Origin of the sequence: Sphaerochaeta pleomorpha str. Grapes, from assembly GCF_000236685.1 — a bacterium.
Lineage (GTDB): Bacteria > Spirochaetota > Spirochaetia > Sphaerochaetales > Sphaerochaetaceae > Sphaerochaeta > Sphaerochaeta pleomorpha.
Genome location: NC_016633.1, coordinates 3,337,414 through 3,355,763 on the forward strand (window position 1 = coordinate 3,337,414; position 18,350 = coordinate 3,355,763).

16 protein-coding genes and 1 other RNA gene are annotated in these 18,350 nt (G+C 45.5%); 2 read left to right on the forward strand and 15 right to left on the reverse strand.

The window, feature by feature from the left end; all coding sequences use genetic code 11:
* The first annotated feature begins 1 nt into the window (after position 1).
* Both mmsB and araA read left to right on the forward strand, forming a co-directional pair.
* The gene (mmsB, locus tag SPIGRAPES_RS15235) at positions 2 to 1,183 is read left to right on the forward strand and encodes a multiple monosaccharide ABC transporter permease (protein WP_014271649.1); all 1,182 of its coding nucleotides are present in this window, start codon (positions 2 to 4) and stop codon (positions 1,181 to 1,183) included.
* 187 nt (positions 1,184 to 1,370) lie between these two features.
* A complete protein-coding gene (araA, locus tag SPIGRAPES_RS15240; RefSeq protein WP_014271650.1) occupies positions 1,371 to 2,855 on the forward strand; it encodes an L-arabinose isomerase in 1,485 nt (494 codons plus the stop codon).
* A gap of 132 nt (positions 2,856 to 2,987) precedes the next feature.
* Here araA and SPIGRAPES_RS15245 read toward each other — a convergent pair whose 3' ends face one another.
* From SPIGRAPES_RS15245 to SPIGRAPES_RS15310, 15 genes are all read right to left on the reverse strand, one after another.
* Positions 2,988 to 4,214 (reverse strand): hypothetical protein, encoded by a 1,227-nt coding sequence (locus SPIGRAPES_RS15245; RefSeq protein ID WP_155816780.1) that lies wholly within the window; start codon positions 4,212 to 4,214, stop codon positions 2,988 to 2,990.
* 525 nt (positions 4,215 to 4,739) lie between these two features.
* Positions 4,740 to 6,341: a xylulokinase gene (locus SPIGRAPES_RS15250; RefSeq protein ID WP_014271652.1), complete on the reverse strand. Its 1,602-nt coding sequence runs from the start codon at positions 6,339 to 6,341 to the stop codon at positions 4,740 to 4,742.
* A gap of 327 nt (positions 6,342 to 6,668) precedes the next feature.
* A complete protein-coding gene (locus SPIGRAPES_RS15255; RefSeq protein ID WP_014271653.1) occupies positions 6,669 to 8,684 on the reverse strand; it encodes an HD domain-containing phosphohydrolase in 2,016 nt (671 codons plus the stop codon).
* A gap of 257 nt (positions 8,685 to 8,941) precedes the next feature.
* Positions 8,942 to 10,237 (reverse strand): glucose-1-phosphate adenylyltransferase, encoded by a 1,296-nt coding sequence (locus tag SPIGRAPES_RS15260; protein WP_014271654.1) that lies wholly within the window; start codon positions 10,235 to 10,237, stop codon positions 8,942 to 8,944.
* Entirely contained in the window at positions 10,231 to 11,694 is a 1,464-nt protein-coding gene (locus SPIGRAPES_RS15265; protein ID WP_014271655.1) for a glycogen synthase, read from the reverse strand. The genes SPIGRAPES_RS15260 and SPIGRAPES_RS15265 overlap by 7 nt, the downstream gene beginning before the upstream one ends.
* Positions 11,695 to 11,757: 63 nt before the next feature.
* On the reverse strand, positions 11,758 to 12,693 hold the full coding sequence (gene trxB, locus SPIGRAPES_RS15270; RefSeq protein ID WP_014271656.1) for a thioredoxin-disulfide reductase: 936 nt from the start codon (positions 12,691 to 12,693) through the stop codon (positions 11,758 to 11,760).
* Positions 12,686 to 13,399, reverse strand: a complete 714-nt coding sequence (tsaB, locus tag SPIGRAPES_RS15275) for a tRNA (adenosine(37)-N6)-threonylcarbamoyltransferase complex dimerization subunit type 1 TsaB (protein ID WP_014271657.1) — start codon at positions 13,397 to 13,399, stop codon at positions 12,686 to 12,688. The genes trxB and tsaB overlap by 8 nt, the downstream gene beginning before the upstream one ends.
* Positions 13,396 to 13,815, reverse strand: a complete 420-nt coding sequence (gene tsaE, locus SPIGRAPES_RS15280) for a tRNA (adenosine(37)-N6)-threonylcarbamoyltransferase complex ATPase subunit type 1 TsaE (protein ID WP_014271658.1) — start codon at positions 13,813 to 13,815, stop codon at positions 13,396 to 13,398. The genes tsaB and tsaE overlap by 4 nt, the downstream gene beginning before the upstream one ends.
* A gap of 6 nt (positions 13,816 to 13,821) precedes the next feature.
* Entirely contained in the window at positions 13,822 to 15,159 is a 1,338-nt protein-coding gene (locus tag SPIGRAPES_RS15285) for a tetratricopeptide repeat protein (RefSeq protein WP_014271659.1), read from the reverse strand.
* A gap of 23 nt (positions 15,160 to 15,182) precedes the next feature.
* A non-coding RNA gene (gene ssrS, locus SPIGRAPES_RS17615) (6S RNA) lies at positions 15,183 to 15,370 on the reverse strand.
* 141 nt (positions 15,371 to 15,511) lie between these two features.
* On the reverse strand, positions 15,512 to 15,871 hold the full coding sequence (locus tag SPIGRAPES_RS15290; protein ID WP_014271660.1) for a hypothetical protein: 360 nt from the start codon (positions 15,869 to 15,871) through the stop codon (positions 15,512 to 15,514).
* 38 nt (positions 15,872 to 15,909) lie between these two features.
* Entirely contained in the window at positions 15,910 to 16,269 is a 360-nt protein-coding gene (gene rplT / locus SPIGRAPES_RS15295; RefSeq protein WP_014271661.1) for a 50S ribosomal protein L20, read from the reverse strand.
* An 11-nt stretch (positions 16,270 to 16,280) separates the two neighbouring features.
* On the reverse strand, positions 16,281 to 16,478 hold the full coding sequence (gene rpmI, locus SPIGRAPES_RS15300; RefSeq protein ID WP_014271662.1) for a 50S ribosomal protein L35: 198 nt from the start codon (positions 16,476 to 16,478) through the stop codon (positions 16,281 to 16,283).
* 89 nt (positions 16,479 to 16,567) lie between these two features.
* Positions 16,568 to 17,116, reverse strand: coding sequence for a translation initiation factor IF-3 (gene infC / locus SPIGRAPES_RS15305; RefSeq protein ID WP_014271663.1), 549 nt, complete (start codon positions 17,114 to 17,116; stop codon positions 16,568 to 16,570).
* 176 nt (positions 17,117 to 17,292) lie between these two features.
* Positions 17,293 to 18,285 carry a class II fructose-bisphosphate aldolase gene (locus SPIGRAPES_RS15310; protein ID WP_014271664.1) on the reverse strand — a complete coding sequence of 331 codons (993 nt, stop codon included), beginning with the start codon at positions 18,283 to 18,285 and terminating at the stop codon, positions 17,293 to 17,295.
* Positions 18,286 to 18,350: the final 65 nt, after the last annotated feature.

Here is an 18,350-nt window from a genome sequence, read left to right on the forward strand (position 1 = left end):
CATGGAAACCCTTGCAGTTAAAAAATCAAAGGGACGTATCGACGTCAAACAATATGGAATGGTGTTGGCTTTGATAGCTATCTACCTTTTGTTCTTCTTTCTCACCGGGGGGACAAATGCCTCACCAACCAATATCAATAATCTCATTATGCAGAACGGATACATCATCATTCTCTCAGTTGGTATGTTACTCTGTGTTTTGACGGGAAACATCGACCTCGGTGTCGGTTCTGTAGTCGCCGTTTGTGGTGCTTCCGCTGCAATTGCAGTGGTTGACTTTCATCTTCCGGTTTTTGTCGGTTTCCTTTTTGCCTTGGGAATCGGGGGGCTATTCGGTGTGTTTACCGGATTTTTTGTTTCGGTGCTCAGTATTCCTCCGTTTATCGTAACGCTTGCTACCATGTTGATAGGGCGTGGTTTTACCTACACCATCTTACAGGCACAGACAAAAGGACCGCTACCTCCGTCCTATACCAAGATAGGTGCAGGATTCTTGCCTTCTGCCAAGGTTTCAATTTTCGGGAACCAACTTGACCTTCTCTGCCTGATAATAGCTCTTACCGCATCAGTCTTGATAATACTTTCTACGGTGCATTCAAATAATACAAAGCGGAAATATGGTTTCCCCATAATTCCAGAATGGCAGGAACTGATTAAAATTGGCCTTATTCTGTTTTTAGTCTGGTTCCTGCTTATAAAGCTTGCTTTATATAAAGGCATTCCGTATGTGTTGCTTTTAATGGGCGTGCTGGTAGCTTTTTATCATTTCCTTACAGAAAAAACAGTTGCAGGAAGACAGATTTATGCTTTGGGTGGTAATGCAAAGGCTGCAAGGCTTTCAGGTATTAACACTCGGAAAGTCTATTTCTGGGTCTATGCAAACATGGGACTTCTTTGTGGAGTGGCAGGTATAGTGCTTTCTGCCCGAAATGCTTCTGCAACCCCCAAGGCCGGAGACGGTTTTGAGATGGATGCAATATCTGCGTGTTATATCGGCGGTGCTGCGATTGCCGGTGGGTCTGGAACTATCATCGGGGCGGTGGTTGGCGCCTTGATCATGGGTATTCTCAATAACGGGATGTCTTTGGTTGGACTTTCAACCGATATTCAGAAAATCGTGAAAGGAATGGTGCTTCTCGGCGCAGTTACGGTTGATCTGGTTTCAAAACAAAAGAAAGCCTGAGTTTTTCTTTGGGGTATGTCAAAGAATTAAGAAGCTTTTTAATGGAAGAAACCTTCACCTGCTTTTCTTGTAAAGACAAAAACAATGCTTTATGAATGTTGTTTTCAAGTTTGCAAGAGAGCAGGGGAATCTTATGTAAAAAAGACTTTAGGCAGCGAATAGGTTGCCTTGTAGTAAGGAAAAAAGAATGGAAAGAAAACCTCTCAAGGAATATGAGTTCTGGCTACTAGTCGGTTCCCAGTTCCTCTATGGAATCGAAACCTTGGAAAAGGTTGCCCAACATGCGGTCATTATTGCTGAAGGATTGAATACTGCGAAGCAGATTCCCTGTAACGTCGTGTATAAGGCTACGATGAAAACCCCTGAGGAAATCGAAAAATGGATAAAGGAAGCAAACTATGACGATTCCTGCGCAGGAATCATCACCTGGATGCATACCTTCTCCCCATCCAAAATGTGGATCAATGGCCTTAACCTATTGCAGAAGCCCTATTGCCATCTGCACACGCAGTTCAATAGGAATATACCTGACCAAGGCATAGACATGGATTTTATGAACCTGAACCAGTCAGCTCATGGGGACCGTGAACATGGCTTTATTGCAGCAAGGATGCGTCTGGGGCGTAAGATAGTCGTTGGTTACTGGGAAGACGAAGATGTACAGTCTGAACTTGGGAAATGGATGCGTTCAGCTATAGGTGCAATCGAGAGCAAGAACCTAAAGGTTGTTCGTTTCGGTGACAATATGCGTAATGTCGCTGTTACAGAAGGGGATAAGGTCGGGGTGCAAATGCAACTCGGCTGGCAAGTGAATACCTGGGGTGTCGGCGATTTGATCAAGGAAATAGACAACGTGACAGAAAGCGATGTCGATGAGCAAGTTGCATCGTATCGAAAGCTCTATGATTTTGCTACCGACAACCTTGACTCAATCCGCTATCAGGCGAAGGAAGAGATAGCAATGCGCCGGTTCCTCGATCGTGAAGGGGCAATGGCCTTTACCAACACCTTTGAAGACCTGCAGGAATTGAAACAACTTCCTGGACTTGCCTCCCAGAACATGATGGCTTTGGGTTATGGCTATGGTGGGGAAGGGGATTGGAAAGTCTCGGCAATGACTGCCTTGATAAAGCGTATGACCGAGGGGATGGGCGGTGGTACCGCATTCATGGAAGACTATACCTATGACCTCGAGAAAGGTAAGGAATTGTCTTTAGGTGCCCATATGCTTGAAGTTTGTCCCTCCCTTAGCGCTGATCGTGCCAGAATTGAAGTGCATAAACTGGGTATAGGAGGCAAAGAACCTCCAGCCCGGTTGGTATTCGAAGGTCATAGCGGGAACGCCGTGGTGGCCTCCCTTGTCGATATGGGAGGTCGTCTGAGACTCATTGTCCAGGATATTGAAGCGGTGAAACCCAAATATAAAATGCCCAACCTTCCCGTTGCCCGTATTATGTGGAGACCTGAACCGGATTTGATAAGCGGAGCCCACATGTGGATCCTGGCCGGAGGTGCTCACCATACTGTCCTGAGTTTTGATGCGGATGCAACGATGCTTGAAGATTGGTGTGAGATTATGGGGATTGAATTTGTGCATATTGGTAAGGAATCAACAGTAGCGGGAATGAAACAGCAGTTATTTCTTTCCGACCTTGCCTGGAAATTGAGATAGAGGTCTTATAATAAGTAGGCTTGCCGTGATGGTCTCATCGCTGCAAGCTTACTTTTCAGAATCTATGGGTATGTTCAATCTGCAATACCGAGCTGTTATCACCTCGAAGTAACAGAATTTTGCCTTGCTTGGTTACGTTGCTGATTGGTTATTGCCGAATATCATTTTTCTTAATTTATCAACGAGACCAACCTTTTTTATGTTTACTAACGATTTGGTTTTTATTTTAGGATAGGTCACTAGGTTTGCATACAATGTGAGGTTTTCCGTATCGCTTTTCTTTGGCACAAGAAATGTGAAAGTCACAGATTCCTGGATATCAAGCGGTTTTGTATCAGTAAAAAGAATATTGCCATCGGCGTTGCAGATTGATAACTCAACAGGAATAAATGAGAGGCTTCTTCCACTTTGGACAGCATGTACACTGACTGTCAGGTATTGGCCTTCTTCGATTTCCTTCTCTGTTTGGATTTCCAATCCAGTTACATTTAAATATGATGTAATTTTTTCTCTGATCAATTGCAGGTAACTCTGTTCCTCCGGCTGTTCGTGTTCTCGGATTGATGGACCCATAAAATATTGGCTAAGAACGTCCTGAATTCTATAGAATGATTGCATTGTTTCATTGAAATTCTGCTGTTCTGTTATAGAAGAAAGTTCGAGCTCGACCTGTTTCTTCAGTGTCTCCTTCTCTTCTGTTTGGATCTGCTTCCAGACTTTTTTATCAAGTGTCACAAATTGTTGATAATTTCCCTGTTGAGATTCTTTTCCTTCAAAAACGGAAATCTGATCAGTTAGCAGGAGTAAATGAAAACTGACATATTCATCGATCTGGTCAAGGAATTTTCCCAAGTCTATCAATTCTTCAGCTTGGACCCATGAAGTTCTGCTTTCTTTGATCAGTTCTGTTTTTAAACCCTCTTCAAGATTGGTCCTGGCAATCTGTTTTGCATCGAGCAAGGATATTTTTGAGATGCCCTCGCTGACATAAGCATAGGGAGAGTGGACCAATTGGGTAATCAAGCTATCTCTCCTTGTTTCTATGGCCGTGAGATACTGTCTATACTTCCCATCGATCATTCCCTCAACGCAGGGACCCCATATTGTTGACTGCAGACTTTCCCTTGCGTTCTTTAGAATTGTTACTTCCTCTGCCTTTTGCATGTCTGGATATCGTGAAGAGAGAATTTCATCAGCCTTTTGTTTCGCGGCGAGGGTTTTTCTTGCCTTTTGGCCTTCCCAGGCATCTTTATTGAGAATGGCATACGTTGTTTGTCCGGTAGCTTGGCTATAAAGCTCCTCAATGTACTGGATTTCCTCAAATTCTTGGGTAAGTTCCTCGGATATACAACTTTCCATTGAATTTGAAGAATGATTATCATCGTGCAATGATATGGCGGTAGTATATGAGGTTATCTTTGTTTGAATCTGTGAGGCCAGAGCAAGGAGTGCTTGTTTTTTTGCACTCTCCTTATCGATGCCTATGTTGTCACCATGCACAGTTGCCGAGCCTACAAAGTATTTTTCATTAGGATAATTGATGGATTGGAACAAAGGAGGGGGAAGTTCTTGAACAGAGGTGCATGAACTGAGTATCAGTACAATCGCAAAAACGATGCAAGCAATAGGAAGAACTTGTCTGTATTTTTTTAAATTGTTCTTATCCATGGAAATAGGATAGCACCAATATTTGATGGAGTAAAGATTAGTCGCGGTTGGAAAAGATAAAGCAACCAAAGGATTATTCTTCCAGCGGTAGTAGGCATGAGTTTCGCAGATTACCTGCAAGTGAGGTACAATAAGAAAACACACAGATCCTGGCTATAACCGTCTCTGTGTGTTCCCTTCAGTGAAATATTATACGTACCAAGGTAAGCAAAACTGTCAGTCCAAGTTCTCTACAGCAGCTTTCTCTACCGCAAGGCCTTTCTTGTAATTGGCAAAGAATGCATTGAAACCATCGATATCTTCCTTGGTGGGAGCTATGGTGATAGCCTCGCTTGAAGCAAAAACATCCTTTGTAAGGAATTCCTGTAGTGTTTGCCCTTTCCCCTGTACCAAGTAGGAAGCAAGAAGGGCTATGCCCCAGGCACCACCTTCCCCTGCTGTTTTTAAAACTGAGATGGGAGTATGCATGGCTGCTGCCATCATTGTTTGTCCAACCTCTGCGGTTTTGAAGAATCCCCCATGGCCGTTGATCGAATCGACTTCAACATGCTCTTTCTCAAACAGGATATCCATACCAGTTCTCAATGCTCCCAGGGCAGTGAAGAGCTGGGCCCGCATGAAATTGGCAAGGGTGAAATTGTTTTTTGTCTGGCGAACAAACAAAGGACGACCTTCGTAGATGCCAGTCATGGTTTCCCCGGAGATGTAGTTGTAGGGAAGCAATCCGCCACAATCCTTATCACCTTCCAGAGCCTTTTGCAGGAGTGTATCGTACAGCTTGCCTTTTTTGATTGGGTTTCCGGTAGCCTCAAGGACTTCATTGAACAGATTCATCCAATGGTCATATTCCCCGGTACAGTTGTTGGCATGGGCCATAGCCACCAAGGAACCGTCAGGAGTAGTGACCAAATCGATATATTTGTTATAGCTTTTGGAGAGTTCTTTCTCCAGGACAATCATTGCAAATACTGAAGTTCCAGCCGAAACATTTCCTGTTCTCTGGGCGACACTGTCAGTGGCAACCATTCCTGTCCCTGCATCACCTTCTGGAGGGCAGAGAGGTATTCCCGGGGACAACGCTCCTGTTGGATCAAGCAGCAGAACTCCCTCAGCAGTAAGGTTTCCCGCATTCTCTCCGGCAACCAATACTTTGGGGAGAACAGAAGCAATCTTCCAAGGGAAAGCATAGCCGTTGACCAATGAGTCAAACTGGCTGAGCATGGTTTTGTCATAGTCTTTGGTGTTCACATCGATGGGGAACATCCCTGACGCATCGCCAATACCAAGCACTTTTTTCCCTGTCAGTTTCCAATGCACATAGCCAGCGAGGGTACATACATATGCCAAATCAGTAACATGTGCTTCTTTGTTGAGGATAGCCTGATACAGATGTGAGATTGTCCAACGTTCGGGAACAGGGTAGCCAAAGAGATCTGAGAGCTGGTCTGCAGCGTTCTCTGTAATGGTGTTTCTCCAGGTCCTGAAAGGGACAAGCAGATTGTCATTTTTATCGAAGGCAAGGTAGCCATGCATCATGGCGCTTATCCCAAGGGCTTGTATCTTGGTCAGTGCTACCCCGTATTTTTCCTGCACATCATATTTGAGGTTTTGGAAACTTGTGGCAATGCCTTTCCAGACATCATCTAGGGCATACGTCCAGATTCCATCTACCAAGGAGTTTTCCCAATCGAAACCACCTTGGGCAATAGGCTCGTTTTTAGCATTGACTAATACTGCCTTGATCCTGGTAGAACCCAGTTCGATGCCCAAGATTGCATTTCCTTCAACGATTTCCTTTGCTGTCTCATTCTCTTGCATTGTTTTCGTCCTCATGGTTTTGGTTCGTGTAATGGTTACCTGCACGCTTGGAATTTTTCCTTTGGCGTTGCAGGGAAGAAATACTCAATTCAGGCATATGGGTTGCCAATACCCTATAGTTTATACTTGGCCTCTATACTTTTCGTTGATAGGTTCCATAAAACTTTTTTACCAAGAGTAATGGCAATTGCCTCGTATCGACAGCGATAATTGTAATATAGATATCATTTTCAAACAACTATATACAGCGTAATTCTGTGTCCAAAGCAGGTTTACAGGAGTATTTTGCATACAGAAAGAAACCATGAAAGGCGGCAAGCCAAAGTGTCAGCAGCACAATTTGCTTTCTTGGTTATTGATGCTCATTTGCTCAATAAAGAGAAGTGCCAAAGCTCTGTCAAATTGGGTTCCCGCATGTTTCTCTATTTCCAGAAGTGCTTCTTTGGAAGTCATGCTCTGTTTATATGTTCTCTCTCCTGTCATTGCATCATAGGAATCTGCGATAGCTACTATTTTCGATTGAAGCGGGATTTCAGAGTCCTTGAGCCCTCTTGGATATCCTTTGCCATCCAACCGTTCGTGATGGGCCAATACAAATCCGGCGAGATCATTCATTTCGGGTACGCTGGATAAAATCCTGAACCCGATTTCCGGATGGCGTTTGATTTCCTGCCATTCTTTATCAGTCAGCTTCTCTGGTTTATTCAGGATATTTTCCTCGATTCCGATTTTCCCAATATCGTGGAGCAACCCCAAGGTCTTCAATTCATTGATTGCACTTTCGCCTAGACCCAAGGCTTTCCCGATCAGCTCACAGTGTTCACTCACCCTTCTGGAATGAAATTCCTCACGTTTATTTTTCTCATGTAACGTGTTGATAATAGTGTAGATAACATTGTTCCTGATACTGAGGGTCTGGAAAAGTTTTGCACGGTTCAATTGGACTTCTGCCCTTTTGAGCATTTGCTGAAGTGTGTCTGTGGAATCTTGAAGAGTCTCCAGTCCGAAGGATATCGTGCGTTTAAGATAGTTGACACTGGAACAGGAGAACTGTTTCTGAATAGCGTCCTCGATTTCAAGGACCTTGTCAGACGTTGTGTCAGGGAAAAGCATAATGAATTCATCCCCGCCGATCCTTGCACAATAATCACAAATGCGAAGGTTGTTCGATAAGATTTTAGCCAGTTCCTTGATCAGGCAATCTCCTGCATCGTGGCTAATGGTATTGTTTACCAGATACAGGCCATTGATATCTCCAATGGCAATCGTGAAAGGTGCTTTGATTGCATTCCCGATTTGGTTGACATAGGTACTGAAATGGGTGCGGTTATACAGACCGGTAAGGGAATCGGTAGAGTTTGCATGGGAAACCCGTTCTTCGACTGCTTTCCGTTCCGAAATATCTGTTACCATACATAAAGTCATTGGCTGCTTACCATTTTCCTGACGAAGGGAAGAGATCAGGACAGTAGTCCACACATAGGTCCCATCTCCTCTGAGGAATCGCTTGTCATGGGAGTAGGAAGCAATTTTGCCCGCCTTGAAATCCTTTATCTTGGCTAGGTCCAATGGATAGTCTTCAGGATGGGTGATGCTCATCCAATCGTTTTTCAGCAGGTCTTCTTCGGTTCTTCCCAGGATTCTCAAGTACTCGGAATTCATGGCCAGCCTTTTGCCCGTCTCAGGGTCGGTAACGGTGATGCCCACGGGTGCCTGGTTAAATATTGTCTTGAACCGATATTCGCTGCTTTCCAATCGGGCCTGCATGGAATTTCGCTTATAAATGGTAAGAAATAGGTTGCCAAGGACGGCAGTTGCCAAAGGATAAAGAACCAAAACCGAAAGGGCATTCGTTCGGAAAATGGGGGAAGCCAGGTCCTTGGGGATGAAAAGCAAGCTGGCAATCATGAAAGAATGGAGGACAATTCCAATATATAGGAATTCCAAGCGATTTTCAGTACCCTTGGTACAGTAGCTTTTAGCTTTGAATTTCCGCCATAACATTCCGATAGCAGAGGCGGAGAACAGCATGAAAAGCACAGCCGCTTTTCCCGTTCCGCCTTGTAAGAATGCATAGATGCTCATTGAGACAAGGGCAAAGAGGGTGGGGACCCAACCAAAGAATATTGCAGTAAATGCTAGAAACAAGGAACGTGAGTCGAGTGCAAGGACAGGGAATGTATCATATGAACATTTCATGAGAATAAGTCCAAATGAGCTGATAATGAGACCTAGCACTAGTTCAATGTAGGTAATCTTTTGTTCGGTTTTCTGTGAATACAGAAAATAGAGAACTGAAAGTGACAAAAGCAACGAGATATTATAGAAAATAACATTAAACATCAAATAAAAATCCCCTGGGAAAATTCTGCGTGGTGATAGATATATAGAGAAATTGGAAAAAATGCTAGAGATTGTACATGGCTGGGAGAATTTGATAGGTATGTGAAAAACCTATAACGTTATTACATCTGGTGATTTTTCACGACATAGTTCAAAACCGTTACTGCTATTTAACTCGGTGGTGCACCTGTAAAAAAGGACCGTTTCAAAAAGTACTTTCTGAAACAGCCCTTTCTTTGCATTGGAAATACAGTGTATTACATCACTGTCCCGTTTTTGATAACGGCATTCTTGTTGATGACGATAATACCGTCATGGATAGAATACATGGCAAAATCACCTTCCTGGCGGGGGATATCATCGATACCGATGCGGCATCCATCACCGATGCGGGCATTCTGGTCTATGATAGCCTTTCTGATAATCGTTCCCTTGCCGATGCCGATGTTTGGAATCCCTTTCTTGGTGTTTTCAAGTTTTTGCTCATCGGTCTCATAGAAAGAAGCTCCCATACAGTAGACACCGTCAAGGCTTGCCCCGGATTCAATCAACGTACGGACACCGATAATCGAGTTGACGATATAGGCATTGGTAATAATCGAACCTTCGGAAGCCAGTGAACAGCTGATATTGCAGAAGTTCACTTTCGTTGCCGGCAGGTGGCGGCGGTGGGTATAAATGGGCATTGTCTCATCATAGAAGTTGAACTGTGGGTTTATCGAGGCAAGATCGAGGTTGGTCTCATAGAAAGCCTTGATCGTTCCGATATCTTCCCAGAAACCATTGAAGAGGAATGTGGCCACTTTGCGGGTCTTGATCACATCAGGGATTATTTCCTTGCCAAAGTCAGTCTTATCATTGTTGAGCACTTCTTCCAACGTCTTGGCATTGAAAATATAGATACCCATGCTTGCAAGGTACTCGTTAGACGATCCTACCTTGAGATTCAAAGCCTCTTTCATATATGTCTCAGGAATCTTGTAGTCACTGATATCGAGGTCATTGGCTGGTTTTTCATAGAATTTCTGGATATAGCCCTTCTCATCGGCACCGATAATCCCAAGGCCCGTGGCTTCCTTCCTGCTAATTGGTTTCGCGGCGATTGTAAGTTCTGCACCACTGGCTATATGGCGGTCAAGCATTTCCTGGATATCCATGCGGTAGAGCTGGTCACCACTGAGAATGATATAGTAGTCGGCATTCTGGTCATGGAAATGCTTGAGGTTTTTCCTTACTGCATCGGCAGTCCCCTGGTACCAGCTTTCGCTGTGATAGGTCTGTTCGGCTGCAAGGATTTCTACGAATCCATTGGAGAAAGTGTCAAAAATATACGTATTGGAGATATGGTTGTGCAAGGAAGCGGAATTGAACTGGGTCAGGATATAGATCTGCCTGATCCCACTATTGATACAGTTTGAGATTGGGATGTCCACCAGACGATATTTCCCTGCGAAGGGAACTGCTGGCTTTGATCTGTCCATGGTCAAGGGATAGAGTCTCGTCCCCTTTCCACCACCGAGAACGATTGCGATTGCCTTTTCCTTTTTTACCATGTTTTTTTCTCCCTTATGCTGGTTTCGTATATATTCAGATAAGATCGAGCTGATCTTTCCCAGGTTGCGTCAGAATCCATACACCTGATTCGAATAAGGTCCATTTCCTTTGATCCTTTTTCCCACCAGTATAATGCTCGTTTAACGCCCTCAATTATAGCATCTCCGCTTATTGTTTTAAAGAGAATTCCGGTGCCCTCCTGAGGGCTTTCATCCAGATCTATGATGCTGTCGGCTAATCCTCCTGTCTTTCGGGCAATAGGGAGCGTCCCATAGCGAAGGGAATACAGCTGGTTCAACCCACAGGGTTCATAGCGGCTTGGCATCAAGAAGAAGTCTGAGGCAGCCTCGATACGATGTGCCCCGCGGTTGGAGAACATAATGTTCACCGAGAGGTTCTCATACCTATTTGCCAGTTCCAGCATTTGCTTTTCCATGCGTTCGTCACCGGTACCCACAATGAGCATCTGCAAAGGGTAATCGCGTACCAGCTTTTCAAGGGCACAGGGAGAGCCTTCAAGTAATTCGACGAACCCTTTTTGGTCTGCTATGCGGCTGATCATGCTGATAAGTGGAATATTGGGGTCAACGGGAAGCTTGAATTCTTTCTGGACCAAAGCCTTGGTCTTTGCTTTTCCCTGCAGATCCTCACGAGAAAAATGGTCATCAAAGAAGGTGTCGGTCTGGGGATTCCATTCCTCATAATCAATGCCGTTGATAATCCCGCAAAGATTGTTGCTTCTTTCCCTCATAAGGTGATCTAATTTGCAACCATATTCGGCAGTCTGGATTTCCTTGGCATAGGTAGGGCTTACCGTAGTGATGGCATCGGCAAATTCCAGACCGGTCTTGAGCATGTTGACCCGTTTTTCAGGTGTGTCGCCACTGAACATCCGCTTGTCGCTCTGAAGGTTTCCACCCAATAGCTGCAAACGGGAGAAGTCTCCCTGGTAAGCCAGGTTGTGTATGGTCATAATGCTTGCAGTCCCACTAAAGAATGCATCCCGTTCAAGGTCCATCAGGTAGGGGATGAAACCGCAGGTCCAATCGTGGCAATGTATGATTTCAGGTTTCCAGTGCAAAGCCTTGCACAGAGGCAATGCTGCTTTGTTAAGGAGCATGTATCGTTCAAGGTTGTCACTGTAGGGGGTATAAGAACTATCGCCGTAGATGCCTTTCCTGTTTTGAAACCAGGGGTGGCAGAGAAAATAGAAATGGACGTTGTCGAGTTCTGTCTCAATAAAAGTGACTCGTTCGGTTTTCCCGAGAAGCGGTATATCGATACCGATTGTCATATCGGAAAAACCAGAAATGTCCATATTGCCATAACATGGAACTAACACCCGAACATCAGAACCGAGGGAGGATAATGCGGAGGAGAGAGCCCCTACCACATCAGCCAAACCCCCGGATTTTGAAAACGGCACAGATTCACTGGAAACCATGAAAATATTCATAAACCAATTAGAACACTAACCGTAGGGTATCGTCAAGGATAAAAAGCCAAATCAGAGTGCTATCTAGCGGTATTCCCGGCCTTCAATCTCATCAATGTATTCACTTGCGCAATGTGCGGCAATGGCTCCATCGCTTGCTGCGGTGATCAACTGTCGGAAAACAGTATCGCGGACATCACCCGCTGCATACAGGCCCTTCTCTTTGGTTTCCATTTTTTCGTTCGTGATAACATAGCCGCTCTTATCAAGCAGTTTGGCATCGAGCAGTGCTGTCTGGGGAAGCATCCCGACAAAAATAAACACGGCATCGAAATCCCTGTGGTATTCTTCCCCTGTGACGAGGTTCTTCAGGATAACACCGGTTACGCGATTTCCATCCCCCTCGATCTTGGTAAGGGTTTGTTGCATCACCGTTTCAATATGTCCGTTCCTGTTCACTTGGTCGACTAGGTTGTCCTGGGCTCTGAAGCGGTCCTTGCGGTGTACGATTACCACGTCGTCAGAAAGTTTGGAAAGGTAGAGGGCATCGGTCAAAGCGGTATCACCACCACCTACGACAAGGATTTTCTTTTTCTTGAAGAAAGGACCGTCACAGGTACCACAATAGGAAACCCCTTTGCCCTGGTAGGTTTCTTCACCCTCGACCCCAAGGTGACGGTGTTTTGCCCCGGTTGCAATGATTACTGCCTTGGCCTGGTAAGTTTCCCCGCTTGTAGTAGCAATAAACACATCCTTCTCTTTTTTTAAGGAAGTGACAGAACCATAGACAATTTTGGCCCCGAATTGTTCTGCCTGGGACTGGAATTTTATGCCAAGGTCATATCCACTTACCGGTTTGTCAAATCCTGGATAGTTCTCTACCATGTCGATATACATTGTTTGTCCGCCGGGGGCCATTTCTTCAATGAGAGTAACGCTTCTCCCTGCGCGGGCTCCATATTGGGCAGCGGCCATTCCTGCTACACCTGAACCTATGATAAGTATATCCTGTTCAACCATTGATTTCCTCCAGTTTGCGAATTTTTTCAAGTAATGCCAATTCCGCATCGCTTTTTCTGACATAGGCAGGCCCCGTTCCGATATCATCAGGACCATTATCCCTGAATTTCTTGAATCCAAGCCTGATTAAGGTCAATGCTAGGTTTGCAGATGGATTGCCATCGACAAAAAGTGCCCCGTCATAGTTTTTCAGCTGATGGGAAAAAGCGACTGCATCGGGACCGGTTACCAACGTACTAGTATGGCCTTCAAGCAGTTTTGCAATTTCATCACCATCGCAATCGAGGTCAGGGGTCTGCCGTTTTCCATCAGCGTAAATTGCCGTGTAAAAACGTTTTTTCCTGGCGTCAATCGCAGGAACGACCGCACCATTGAAGAAGCTTACGCACTCATACAGGGCATCAAGCGTAGATATCGAAACCAAAGGAATCGATGCAGCCAGTGCAACGCCCTTGCAGGCACTCATGCCTATTCTCAGTCCGGTAAAAGACCCGGGACCGTTGGTACAGACCAATAAATCCAAGTCTTTCAGGATAAGGCCATTGTGCTTACACAGCTCAAGCATCTGGGGGACCAGCGATTCGGAATGTTGAGCTCCGTTTGCGATAGTCCTGGTCTCAAACCGTTCAAACAGGTTGTCTTCTGTTCCCCTGGCGAGACAAAGGGCCATGGCTTCAGTCGATGTGTCGACACTTAGGATGTTCATAGTTCGATTCCCTCAATGGTAATGACGCGTTCTTGGTTAGGCATAATGGAAATATCGACATAAATAGTCGAATCGGGAAGCATTTCCTGAATTTTTTCACTCCATTCGATCAAGGTTATACCTTTTCCGTACAACATTTCCTCACCGCCGATCATTTCGAATTCATCAGTCCCGCTGAGGCGATAGAGGTCCATATGGAAGAGTTTGTATTTCCCTTCATATTCCTGGATCAAGGTAAAGGTGGGGCTGACGATGGCTTCGTTGATTTCCAGTGCCTGGGCAATCCCTTTGGCAAGCACCGTTTTACCTGCTCCCAGACTTCCGCGTAAAGAAATCACTGAGCCGCCCTTACAAACAGAGCCAAGGCGGCGTCCGAGCTCAATGGTTTCCTGGGCGCTTTTGCTAATTATTTGCATGGTATGCTATTCCTCTTCATGGTCATGGTTGCAGGAACACCCTTCTTCCCCATGCTGATGGCCACACGAGCAGGCATGTCCTTCTTCCTGGGCCTCGAAAGAAACCTCGAGGTCGTCGGTATCTTCCTTTCCCTGGATATGGAAAGGTTTTTCTTTCCTTGCTCTCTGTAATTCCTGTTCCTTGAGCATGGCAGTATCTACGAATTCCTGTACTATCGGGGATGCAAGGGCCTCTCCTGTAGCATTCTGATAGTCTTCCATCAGTTTGATGATAACAGGATCGTTTCCGTCAATATTGCGGGCTAGTTCCAGAAATTCCCTGGCTTCGTCAAATTCTTCATCTTTGAGATGGAGATAGGCGAGATTGGAAAGCAGGGTGAGGTTCTCTGCATCCAGATCGACCGCTGTGTTGAGATAGTTCTTTGCAAGCTCTGTTTTTCCACTCTCCAAGGAGCAGATGGCAAGTTCGTTATAAATGTCACTGCTGCTCTCGCCGAGGGCGAGGCATTTGAGGAAAGCTTCTTCGGCTTGGGAAAATTGCTCAAGTCTTCTGAAAGCCCAGCCCTTGAGAAACCAGCCGTTCCATACCTTTGGGTTTTCCGTCAGGTAGGGTTCCAATAACGTAAGGGCTTTTTCCTCGTTATTCATCTGGATCTCGTCGTAGGCCTGCATCAGCGCCTTGTCATTGTTCAGTTTGTTGTCGATATCTGAGACGATGCGCTGGACATGGGTCTTTTTGTCACTATCCTGGGCAAGGTCGAGATAGCGGTCGAGATAGTTCTTTGCAATTTCGATATTACCCTGGTACATATGAAAGAATCCGAGTTCGTTGAGGAGATTCTCATCGTCACCGAGTTTCTCGAGTCCTTCGTTAAGGGTGTTCAAAGCTTTTTGCTGGTAGAAATCGTATTGGGTCCCTTTCTTCTCATCCAGGGCCGCACGCTTGCTATATAAGGTCGCAAGGTTGATAAACGTTGCACTCTGAGGATACAGGTGGTTTACCGTCAAAAAGAGTTCCTCTGCAAAATCAAGGTCATTGTTCTTTTCCTTGGCAATCGCTGCAAGGTTGAGTTCGTTCACTGCATCGCTTTGGGAAGCCAGGACAAAATCCCTGTAATAGGCAAAATGGGGGTGTTCTGGGTTGTAGGCAATGATCTTGAGCATTCCCGCTATGATCATCTCTATGCTGATTTCTGTAGTTGCATCTATTTCTTTCTTTCCATCGGGAAGTTGCACCGGTATTTCGATGGAACTGTCGACATGGAAGCCGTTGATGTCCCTCTCCATAGAGGAGGGTAGGTGAATAAAGAGTAGATCTTTGAATTTCTGGTTCTGTTCTGTCATGGATTATTGTTTCCTGTATGCAAGAAAAACCTGCGGTGCCGGTACCGGAGAATGCTCTTGAACCTGTGGTTCAAGGGGGATGCCAGTTGTGCTGAAGATTCTGTTCCATTAAACCCCGAAAGGTTGGATCAATGCAACTCAGCTATGCCGTATCCCGTAATTGTAATTTGAGCCAAGAGACTATGGCTCCGGGCGAACACCGCAGGAACTTGTCAAATATCGAGGGACAGGTTTCCCTGTCACGTCTACATCCTACAATAAGAATAGGGTTTGTAGAAGAGGGTTGAAAGAAAAGAAAACGGGGCCCGAAGGTCCCGTTTCCCTGGACATAGCCCAGACTATAAAAAGTCTCTTAGAGTGCTGGAGAATCACCAAGGAGTGAATCCAGATCAATATCCTCTTCCATGGCCAGTGCATCACCAGAGGAAAAGCCTTCGGCGGCTTCCAACTCAAGTGCGACATCGTCCATCAAAGGAATATCATCCAACCCGTCGATAGTCGAGAGGTTATCCATTGCCTTGGCAATACTTTCCTCGATGAGCTTGTTGCTCGTCGTGAAACTTTCTGCATATTCTTCGAGTTCGGCGTTATGGGTGTTGACCAAGTCGAACTTTTCTTGGAGTTCTGCTTTCTCCTTGCGGAGCATTGCAATCAAACCTGCGGCTTTCTTGGTACGCAGTTCCAACAATTGAACGGTATCGACAACTGACATAGCCACTCCTTCCTAAAGTCTGGACAAATACCTCCCGGTTATTTACCGAGGGTAACCTTTACCTGGGCAACGAGAGCAGAAAAAGCTGTTTTGTCTTCAATAGCCATATTGGAGAGAGCCTTTCTGTTGATCTCAATGTTTGCGAGGGTCAAGCCATGCATGAACTGAGAGTAGTTGAGACCCTCAGCCTGTACGGCTGCGCTGATTCTTGCGATCCAGAGCTTGCGGAAGTCCCGCTTGCGCTCTTTACGACCACGATATGCATATTTACCAGCTTTTGCAACTGCGTCTTTTGCAACACGGTTGTTGGTACTTCTGCGTCCATAGTAACCTTTTGCAAGGTCAAGAATCTTCTTTCTTCTGTCCTTGTGTTTTGTTCCGTCTACTGCTCTTGGCATTTTCCCACCCCCTACGCGTAAGGAAGCATAGTTTTGGCTCTTTTTGCTTCCATGTCGGCTAGAATTCCAGTTGCACGAAGGTTACCCTTACGCTTGCTGCTCTTCTTGGTGAGAATATGGCGAAGACCTTGCTTTTTATAGCGGACCTTGCCAGTCCCGGTAACGTGGTAACGCTTTGCAGCGGACCGTCTTGTTTTCATCTTGGGCATTTTTTGCACCTTCCATACTTGCGCTCACAAGGAACAAGAACCCCTTGGAGCAGCATATTCAACATCCCATACAGGATACTGTTTAGAAATTAGTCTTTTTTGGCAGCAGATGGATTGTTTTTCAGAGGGCTGACAATCATGCTCATCATCTTGCCTTCCATCAATGCATCGCGGTCAAGGTTGAAACCTACACCATTTTCAGTCAGTTGGGCAAGTATCTTATATAATACTACCTTACCAAGTTCAGTGTGAGCGAGCTCACGACCGCGGAAACGGATACTTACCTTGACTTTATTGCCTTCGGCGAGGAAATCACCGATGAATTTTGACTTAGTCTCAAGGTCGTGTTTCTCGATCTTGGGCTGCATTCGGATTTCCTTGATCTTTATTACGGTTTGGTTTCTTTTTGCATCCCGAATCCGTTTTTCCTGTTCATACCGGTACTTTCCGAAGTCCAGTATCTTGCAAACAGGTGGGTTTGCGGTTGGGGACACTTCCACCAAATCAAGCCCAGCGCTTTCGGCAAGCAATACTGCGTCAAATACGCTCATAATGCCTTTCTGATTTCCATCAGCATCTATGACATATACTTCTTTAGCACGGATCTGTCTATTGATCCTCAAATCCTTCGTAGCCAATCGAGCTCCTTGTGTTTTCGCAGAAAACCACTGTAATTTTGTGAGGGTAAGCCAGCCAAATAGCCAGCAAGGAATAATATAACACATGCGCTTGCATATGTCAAAGTACTGAATACCTAGAAAAACCAAAAGCCATCTGGAAATTTACAGATGGCTTCTGAAAGTATTACAAAGGCTTAGGCCTGGCCTGCAGAACCGAGTACATCGATGTTCTTGTGCATATACATCTTTTTCAGTTCAGCTCTGGCTGGTCCGAGGTATTTGCGGGGATCGAACTCACCGGGTTTTTCTGCAAAGACCTTGCGGACCATTGCGGTCATGGCAAGGCGGGCGTCGCTGTCAATGTTGATTTTGCAAACGGCACTCTTTGAAGCAAGGCGAAGCTGTTCCTCAGGAATACCTACGCTGTCCTTGAGTTTGCCACCATACTCGTTGATCATGTTTACATATTCCATGGGAACAGAGGATGACCCGTGCAGTACGATTGGGAAGCCTGGGAGTTTCTTCTCGATTTCCTCGAGGATGTCGAAGCGGAGCGGAGGGGGAATCAAGATGCCTTCGGCGTTGCGGGTGCACTGCTCGGGAGTGAACTTGTTTGCACCATGGCTGGTTCCAATACTGATAGCAAGGGAATCTACACCGGTTTTGGAAACGAAATCGATGACTTCGCTTGGCTGGGTGTAATGGCTGACAGCTGAGGAAACTTCATCCTCGATGCCTGCGAGAACTCCAAGTTCACCTTCGACGGTTACGCCAAACTGGTGAGCATACTCTACAACTTTCTTGGTCAGGGCAACATTCTCGTCATACGGGAAGTGTGATCCGTCGATCATGACAGAGGAGAATCCATTGTCGATGCATTCTTTGCAAGTCTCGAAGCTGTCACCATGGTCAAGGTGGAGGACGATAGGAATTTCACAACCAAGTTCTTTGGCATATTCCGTAGCGCCACGAGCCATGTTTCTCAAAATATTCATGTTTGCGTAATCGCGTGCACCCTTGGACACCTGGAGGATAACCGGGGACTTTGTCTCGACGCAGGCCATGATGATTGCCTGAAGTTGTTCCATGTTGTTGAAGTTATAGGCAGGGATGGCGTAACCACCCTTCACTGCTTTTGCGAACATTTCCTTGGTATTTACAAGGCCGAGTTCCTTATAGGACGTCATGTGTTGCTCCTTTCAAAAAAATAGATGAAGTGTTGTATCGATACAAATTTAATCAATCTACCCAA